The 8,625-nt window shown below is 35.0% G+C and carries 8 protein-coding genes; 3 read left to right on the top strand and 5 right to left on the bottom strand.

Features of this window, described 5'->3' with window-relative positions; genetic code table 11:
* Both DMP16_RS06125 and DMP16_RS06120 read left to right on the top strand, forming a co-directional pair.
* Nucleotides 1-1,103: thiamine pyrophosphate-dependent enzyme (locus DMP16_RS06125; protein ID WP_143576982.1), on the top strand; the 1,103-nt coding region annotated here is incomplete at its 5' end.
* 1 nt (nucleotide 1,104) lies between these two features.
* Nucleotides 1,105-2,112, top strand: coding sequence for an FAD-dependent oxidoreductase (locus DMP16_RS06120; RefSeq protein ID WP_069282794.1), 1,008 nt, complete (start codon nucleotides 1,105-1,107; stop codon nucleotides 2,110-2,112).
* A 551-nt stretch (nucleotides 2,113-2,663) separates the two neighbouring features.
* On the opposite strand, the gene DMP16_RS06115 is transcribed toward DMP16_RS06120, so the two are convergent.
* Entirely contained in the window at nucleotides 2,664-3,581 is a 918-nt protein-coding gene (locus DMP16_RS06115; RefSeq protein ID WP_069284635.1) for an acyl-CoA thioesterase, read from the bottom strand.
* An 82-nt stretch (nucleotides 3,582-3,663) separates the two neighbouring features.
* The gene (locus DMP16_RS06110) at nucleotides 3,664-4,899 is read right to left on the bottom strand and encodes an amidohydrolase family protein (RefSeq protein WP_069282795.1); all 1,236 of its coding nucleotides are present in this window, start codon (nucleotides 4,897-4,899) and stop codon (nucleotides 3,664-3,666) included.
* 78 nt (nucleotides 4,900-4,977) lie between these two features.
* Here DMP16_RS06110 and DMP16_RS06105 point away from each other — a divergent pair, with 78 nt between their 5' ends.
* Nucleotides 4,978-6,057 (top strand): MFS transporter, encoded by a 1,080-nt coding sequence (locus DMP16_RS06105; protein WP_255446817.1) that lies wholly within the window; start codon nucleotides 4,978-4,980, stop codon nucleotides 6,055-6,057.
* On the opposite strand, the gene DMP16_RS06100 is transcribed toward DMP16_RS06105, so the two are convergent.
* From DMP16_RS06100 to DMP16_RS06090, 3 genes are read right to left on the bottom strand one after another with little or no spacing between them, the layout of a single operon-like run.
* Entirely contained in the window at nucleotides 6,034-7,083 is a 1,050-nt protein-coding gene (locus tag DMP16_RS06100) for a glycosyltransferase family 4 protein (protein WP_069282796.1), read from the bottom strand. The two genes, DMP16_RS06105 and DMP16_RS06100, sit on opposite strands and share 24 nt — an antisense overlap.
* Nucleotides 7,084-7,098: 15 nt before the next feature.
* Nucleotides 7,099-7,368 carry a 4Fe-4S dicluster domain-containing protein gene (locus DMP16_RS06095; RefSeq protein WP_069282797.1) on the bottom strand — a complete coding sequence of 90 codons (270 nt, stop codon included), beginning with the start codon at nucleotides 7,366-7,368 and terminating at the stop codon, nucleotides 7,099-7,101.
* On the bottom strand, nucleotides 7,365-8,585 hold the full coding sequence (locus DMP16_RS06090; protein WP_069282798.1) for an FAD-dependent oxidoreductase: 1,221 nt from the start codon (nucleotides 8,583-8,585) through the stop codon (nucleotides 7,365-7,367). Before DMP16_RS06090 ends, DMP16_RS06095 begins: the two co-directional genes overlap by 4 nt.
* Nucleotides 8,586-8,625: the final 40 nt, after the last annotated feature.

Here is an 8,625-nt window from a genome sequence, read left to right as displayed (position 1 = left end):
TAGATTTCACTAAAGTCAAGGAGATGATAAAGCAGAGTGAGAAACCAGTTCTATTAATTGGGGGAGGAGCTAGAGGCTTGGGTGAGCAGATTAACAAGTTCGCTGAAAGAGTAGGTTCACCTATAATATACGCCCTAAACGGTAAGGGAATACTACCTGATCTAGATCCTAAGGTGATGGGAGGAATCGGTCTCCTAGGAACTAAGCCATCAATCACTGCAATGGATAAGGCTGACTTACTTATAATGTTAGGTACATCATTTCCCTATGTTAATTTTCTCAATAGAGAAGCTAAAGTTATACAAGTAGATATTGATGCATCAAACATAGGGAAGAGACTAAATGTCGATTTAGCTCTTCCAATACCAGCTAGCGAATTCCTAAAGGTAGAGGTAGAGGAGAAGCAAAACAAGTTCTACGAAGAGTTAAAGGGGCAAAAAGAGGACTGGCTAGACTCAATATCTAAGCAAGAGAATAGCATAGAGAAGCCGATGAAACCACAGAGGGTAGCTTATTTAGTATCTCAGAAGTGTAAAGAAGATGCAGTTATTATAACTGATACTGGTAACGTAACAATGTGGACTGCCAGACATTTCAGAGCATCCGGAAAACAAACTTTTGTCTTCTCAGCATGGTTGGGATCCATGGGGATTGGAGTACCAGGGGCTGTTGGTGCTTCGTTTGCCGTGAATAACATGAGACAAGTTATCGCTTTTGCGGGGGATGGTGGGTTTGCCATGACGATGATGGAATTGATAACAGCTAAGAAATACAATTTGCCTATTAAGATAATAATATATAATAATTCTAAACTAGGAATGATAAAATTTGAACAAGAAGTAATGGGTTATCCAGAATGGGGTGTTGATCTTTATAACCCTGATTTTGTGAAGCTGGCTGAGGCTATGGGATTTAAGGGATATAGGCTTGAAGAGCCAAAAGAAGCTGAGGGGGTAATTGAGGAATTCCTAAACACTGAAGGACCAGCAGTATTAGATGCTATAGTAGACCCTAACGAGAGACCAATGCCACCTAAACTTACGTTTAAGCAAGCTGGCGAATACGTGCTATCAATCTTCAGAGAAAAGTTGCAGGGGTTATGATATGATAGTGATCGTTGGAGGTGGATTTAGTGGCAACTCTGCACATAATCAAAACAAAGACTCAATAATAATTGATAGAAAAGACTACTTTTTACTTACTCCTTGGCTAATAGATTTCATTTGTGGAATGAAGACTCTTAACGATATAATAATTAAATATAAAAATGTGATAGTTGGAGAGTTGGAAAAAATTGATTTTAACGATAAGAAAATTATCCTAAGTAATAGTAAGGAGATACGTTACGATAAGTTGATTTTGGCACTAGGTCATCATCAGAACTTGCCAAGACTTAAGGGTCCAAGAGAATATGCTCACAAAATCGAGACACTACAAGACGCATTTTACCTTAAGAAGAGATTGAATGAAGTAAAGGATATTGCAATAGTAGGTGGAGGAGCTACTGGAGTAGAATTAGCTGGCAATATAAGAGGGAAAAGAGTAACGCTAATACAGAGAAGAAATAGACTTCTCCCCACTATGACTACAGCTTCGTCTAAGAAAGCTGAGGAAATACTAAATGAATTAGGGGTTAATTTAATGCTGGGTGTTGAAGCTATTGAGGTATTAAAAGATGGCGTATTAACTTCGCACGGGAAAGTGAAGTCTGAACTAACTATTTTTGCTGGAGGATTAAAGGGGCCGCAGATAATTGACACTTTACAACATGCAAACAAAAATCATAGAATGATAGTGGATAGATACCTTAAATCCGTGGAGCATAAAGACGTATATGGTGCAGGAGACTGTATTACCTTTGAAGACTCTGACATTCCTATGTCTGCAGATGTAGCAGTATCTTCTGGCAAAATTGCAATGAGGAACGCTTTAGGAGAGGAAATAAAGTTTGAGCCTAAAAGGAGCGCAACTATAATAAGAATTAGGGACGAATTCTTTGGAGATTTTGGAAATAACTATGTTGAAGGAAACTTTGCTAAGTTACTTAGGAGTATAGCCTACGCGGAGTCATTACTATTACCAAGTAAAGAAAGCTTTAATACAAAGATTTGAAAAAGTCTAGCAATTATTTTTTAAGTCGATTACGGTCTATATTGTATCTATATTCTTTTTGTAATATATGTAAGAAATGGTATCCGAACTCTTTCGTTTCCTCTACTTTAGAGCGATTAGTATATTTTTATATCATAATTTTTATCTTAAATAATTAAATTAAAAGCATAAACTTATAAAGAGTATTAAAGGAGTGTGTAATTTTATTCATTATAGTAAATTATAATGATAAGGGAGTACTATGTTCTCAGTTGAAGGACGAGAAAACATTAAAGGATTAATTTTTATTGCTTAGAAAGTATGCTATATAGCATCTCCATCGTGTACTTTACTTAAACAAATCATTATAGTAATATAAAAGAGAGTATATATTATAATGATTGTAGTTAAGGTTAAATCAAAGACTGTAAATAAAACACTAAGCCCTTTATATGTTTAAAATGCTTGTAAATGTAATTTATATCTTCATATTATACTATGACTTAATTCTAAAAATAATAAAGCAAAGAAATTATGTACTTATAAATAAAGACTTTTAGATAGTGAGTAATTTAGCAAATTTCTTCACGCAAAGCTTTGGATATCCTTAGTCTCTCCTCTCTTTCAACTAGTCTAGCCTCAAGCAACTTCTTTTCCTTTTCGCTAGATGGAGTAAACTTAGGTAAGGTTTTTGGTTTTCCTTCATCATCTACACTCACGAAGGAGAAGACAGTTTTAGTAACTAATTTCTTCTCACCTTTACGATAATCTATAGAAAATACTTTTGCACCAACATCAATTGAAGTATTTCCAACGTATTCTACAGCTCCTTGTATTTCAAGAATATCCCCTATCCTTACTGGTATTAAAAAGTTGGCATTTCCTGCACTAACAGTTAACACGTTTCCCCTTGAGTAAATTTTTGCTACGATAGCTAAGGCTTCATCTAACATAGTGTACATTTTTCCGGCGTAAAGTATTCCAGATGTAAACGCATGTTCAGGATATATTGTTCTAATATAACTCCTGCTAAACGTGGTAAAGGGAACTAAGTCTTCTTGATCACCCATATCGGCTATTTTTCTTTTCAGTCTTCTTTCCCTTCTCTTTTCTGCTTCTTCGTCATATTTTGGAGGAATAGATAGATTCCTAGGTCTCCCAGTTTCATCTACTGCTACAAATGTCATCAAGCTTATAGCTCCTACCTCCTCCTTTTCCCCTTTCTTTAAACAAGCTTTAACCTTAATTTCAACCGATGATTTCCACCAAGCTGTTGCTTCAGCTATTATTCTTAGAACATCTCCTAATCTGCCCGATTTATATAAGTATAAATAGTCTAGTGATGCTAATACATAATTTCCTCTGCTTATATTACTCATCAAAAGACCGCCAGTATCTATAAGCCAACTCATATAAATTCCCCCATGTAAGCTGTTGAAATGATTTACGTGCCAAGGTAAGACACTGTAATAATTTTCTAGTTTAAACATTTTATATCTAGCTAATATTTGCATTGACAAAAATATATTATTTGCTTACATCAGAACACTTTTTATTAAGAAAATAACAGATTTATGGTCTTTTCTTAACTTCCTCCCATTTTCCATTAAATAGAATTTTCTTCCCATCCATTGCAATAACCTTACCTTTCCTAATTACGTATTTTGGCGGTTCCATAAATCTGATTAAATCTATTAAATCTATCGCGTCAGTAACTAGTAAGTTAGCCTCATTTCCGACTTCTATTCCATAATTCCTTATTTTCCAAGCCTTAGCAGAATTAAATGTTATCAAATCTATTGATCTCTTAAGTTCTTCCTCTCCAGTCAACTGATCTAAGTGAATAGCCATGAATAATACTTGTAGCATATTACCTATTCCTAAAGGATACCATGGGTCCATAATGCAATCATGTCCCAATGCTACATTAACTCCAAAACTTAACATTTCTTTTATTGGAGCCATCCCTCTCCTCTTAGGATAACCTTCTAACCTACCTTGTAGGACAGCGTTGACCAAAGGATTAGGTATAACAGTAACTTTAGCCTTTGCGACAAAGGGTAAAATCCTATATCTGTATGAAGAGTCCCAACTATGCATTGCCGTAACATGACCTGCTGTTACTCTTCCCTCCCAAGAATTACTTATCGTTTCCTTGACTAATACTTCTAAAAATCTTGAATTAGGATCATCCGTTTCATCAATATGACCGTCTATATCTTTATCAAATTGTTTAGCTATCTCGAAGGCGAAACTTACAGATTTAACTCCATCCTCCCTAGTTGTCTCATTATGTGGGATTAAACCTACATTGTCCGCTCCTCTTTCTATTGCCTTAAACAATAGCTCATCGTTGCCTTTATCTGTGAATATGCCGTCTTGGGGAAAGGCTGTAACTTGTATGTCAGCTATCTCCTTAGAGATTTCCTTTACTTTCAGTATAGCATTCAGCAATTTGAAATTCCCCTCAGTAATGTCTACATGCGTTCTAATCCATAAAGTGCCATAAGCAACCATGAGTTTTACAGCAGTTAAGGCATTTTTGATTACATCTTCTTCCGTTATCCGGTTCTTCACTTCCTTCCATAGTCTTATTCCCTCCCATAAAGTTCCGCTCTTATTCACTGCTTGAGTGAAAGCACTATCTAAGTGAAAATGCATATTAAAATATGGAGGTATGACTAAATTGCCTTGAGCGTCTAAAACGGTATCATCTTTTTCACAGCTTCCAATACACGTTATTATATTGTCATCTATTCTTATATTAACTACCTTTCCATCTAACAATCTGGCGTTCTCTATAAACATTAAAAGTTATACGTTGATAGAACTTTTATCACTAACCTCCAGTTAACGTTATTAACTTAACTTACTTGAAAAAGATTTGTGAATAAAGATCAGTTTTTCTTAGTTATTTCTTCTTCACTTTTCGGAATTTCAATGGGAGCGAATACGATAATTATTTCTCTATATTTCAAATCTTTAGGCTTGTCTCCCTTAACTATTGGTGAGATATTATCTTTATCAGTGATCATAGGTTCCGTGATTTCTCTAATCTTCTCCTTCTTGGGGGACATGTATGGAAGGAAAAAATTTGCAATAATAAGTAGATCAGTGACTACGGTCTCCACGTTTCTTCTCTTTCTAGGATATCCTATTGCTTACGTTTTTTCCCTAGGATGGGGGTCCGGAAACCTAATTTTCTCCATGTTAGCTGAAAAGTCCAATAATGTTCAGAGGCTTTTGGGATTAAGGCAAAGTCTATCTATATTTTTATCTGTTTTCGGAAGTCTTTTACCACTATTATTAACCTACAAAGAGATACTCTTGCTTGAAGTATTTATCAATTTAATGGCTTTAGCCCTAATAATTCCAGTTGAAGAAAATTATAGAGGAAATAGAAGTTTTAATCTAAAGAGTATAGGTGTGATTTCAAAGTTTTCAACTGAAGCATTAATAGGTTTAGGAGCAGGATTAGTTATTCCTTTAATGTCGTTATGGTTTAATCTAAGGTTTGATGTGACTGCATCTGAGATGAGTCCAATTTTTGCAATTGCAGAACTGTCGTTAGCTTTCAGCAGTTATCTCTCCATAGTAATAGCTGAAAAAATTGGGGAAGTGAATACGATAATATATTTTCACTCAGTTGCAATAGCATTATTGTTCATACTTCCTTTCTCCCCTTCATTTTTTGTAGCCTCAATAGTTTTCGTAGTCAGAAATGTTTTAATGAACATGACTTCACCAGTTTTCCAAACCATGATACTTAAACTTGTTCAAGAGAACGAAAGAAGTAGAGCAAACGGGATAGTCAATTTGATGAGCTCTATACCAAGAGCTTTTGGACCAAGTATAGGAGGTTATTTCTTCAACCTAGGGAATCTTTATTTCCCATTTTTTATAACTGGTACGCTGTACTCCTTGTCTACAGTATTATTCTTTTTATTTTTCAGAAAAACTTCTTAAATACTCATAATATTCATTGGCAGACTTATCCCAATCATAAAGCAGGGATTCCTCATAACTACTCTTCCATAGCCTCTTTAACTCGCTCTCGTTCCTTAACAATTCTTTGATGATTTCAGCAGCTTTTTCCACATCCTTATACCTAATTATATAGCCGTTTACTCCTTCTTTAATTATCTCTGGTAATGAGCCTCTATTGTAACCTATTACTGGTGTTCCACATGAATTAGCCTCTAAAGTAACCATACTCCAACCCTCTATAAATGAGGTAACTAATGTAACCCAGGATGACTGATATAATCTGATCTTCTCCTCCTCTGGTATCTTACCTAAATAGTCACCGTTAACTTCTCTTATTTTGTTTCTAATAATGTTTTCCAACTCTCCTCCTCCAGCCATTACTAGCTTAACTTTTGCTCTTTTTGCAATTTCAATGGCATCTAAAGGATTTTTATAGTTCTTTAACCTACCAATCCAAAGTATAAATGGTTCATCAGATTTTTTCCCCGGTTTATATTTATTATGATCTATACCATTATAGATCACCTTAATCTTCTCTTCTCCAACCTTTAATTTCTCTATTAGATCTTTCTTGGTCGTGTTTGAAACTGAAATCACATTATTGTAATTCCTAATATCACGCTCTAACGTAGATACAACCTTTGATAAAAACCAGTTTAGCTCGTATTTCACGACCTCTTGATGGACATGATGAACCAGAGCTATGTTCCTTTTATTCACGAGAAACGAATAAAATGGCACAGCATGAGCTACACTATCAATGACTATATCATGTTTTTTAGCTTCCCTTAAGGAAAATAAGTGAAGCGTTAAACTATTTCCTTTTCTAATTATTCTTATATCGTCAATAATTTCTTCTCTCTTTAATCCATCTACCTGCTCCGCTAACCAGGTTACATTAATCCCTTTTTTAACTAATCTCCTAGAAATTTGATAGATTACTTCCTCAGCTCCACCCGCCTTAGGATGTTTTAAGTCTCTATGGTTTATTATCAATAAATCCATTTTCTTTAAACTTGATTATCCATATTTATAAGTTACACCACCTTCCGGAAACGTAAACTTTATTGCATTGTATGGACATGCTACCAAGGCAGCTCCACATTCTAAACATCGCTCATAATGTACAATAATTCTTCCATCTGGCGAAGGTTCATATGTTCCAGCTGGACATACTTTAGTGCAAGGTTTATCTTTACAAGTTAAGCAAATATTAGTATCAACTGCGATATGACTATTCTTGTTTACATTATATTTATTTAATGATAGTCTTTTGAGGACGTTTATCATATGAAAAGCCTCATTAAATCCAATATCATGTTCGAAGCATTTATATTTTCTTTCTTACTCTCATCAATAAGTATATTGATTGGCCTTTCCTTACCGTTACTATCTACGCTGAATACTCTACTCAAGGTATTACATAATATTTTAGGATATTTAGTAAAGATGTTTTCCTCATTTAAAACTTTAAATGATCTCAGAGCTGTTTCCATGTCCCTTAATACGAAAGATTCCTTAAGCATTTCTAAGTATATATCAGTTCTAGAGAAATCATTTATTTCCTTAATTTTCTTAGCTGCCTTACCTGCTACTATACCAGATCCAATTGCTAAATCCATCCCCCTAATATTGAATCCATCATTTATTAACAAACCCGCTGAGTCTCCTACCACGATTAAATTATTATCGTATAACTTACCTATCTTATCATAGCCATAATACGGAATGAGATGTGCGGAGTATTCCAGTATGTTCCCATTTAGCCCAATGGATTCTCTAAACTTCTCAACAATTTCATGAGAAGGTATACTAGAAGAGTACAAGGATTCCACTTTTATTGTGACACCTACTGATAATGACTCCTTATTAGTATATACAAATCCACCACCTTTTAGATCACCTATTAATCCAACTATAGTCCTAGCTTCTCCTTCGTCATCTGGGAGATATGGTTTAATATCTAATACTTCCTTAACCCCTAACATTAATGTCTTAGGCTCTAATTTCCTTAAGCCCAAGTATCTAGAAACAGGTGAAGTTACTCCACCTGCGTCTATTATTAATGGCGCCTTTAATTCTCCTCTATTGGTTTCAACTACTACATAATTATTTTCACGCCTAGCATTTGTGACTAATGTATCATATGAGATGAGAACACCTTCATTCTCAGCTTCTTTGGCTAGCCACTGATCGAATTTAGCTCTCAAAATCGTATAACTATTTTTTGTCTTGTGTTGAAACGAAAACGAGATTACTTTTTCCCCACAATATATTTCATATGTCTCCCTAGTCACGGGTCTCTCTAAGGGAGCTCTCTCCAAGGCATCGGGATATAACTGAAGTAAGGCGTGTACATACATTCTCCCTCCAGATACGTTTTTTGCACCCGAATACTCACCTCGTTCCAGAACGATAGTTGATAATCCTTCCCTAGTAGCCGTTATCGCAGCAGATAAGCCAGAAAGACCTCCTCCAACAACTATGACATCAGCATCGAAGCTCATACGATAAAATACTTGAAAGCTAAATATAAGTATTTGGCTT

The sequence above is a fragment of the Sulfolobus sp. B1 genome (assembly GCF_007050195.1).
In the GTDB taxonomy this organism is placed as follows: domain Archaea; phylum Thermoproteota; class Thermoprotei_A; order Sulfolobales; family Sulfolobaceae; genus Saccharolobus.
Note: the sequence above shows the minus strand (reverse complement) of the source record. Positions and strands in the feature narration are given on the sequence as shown.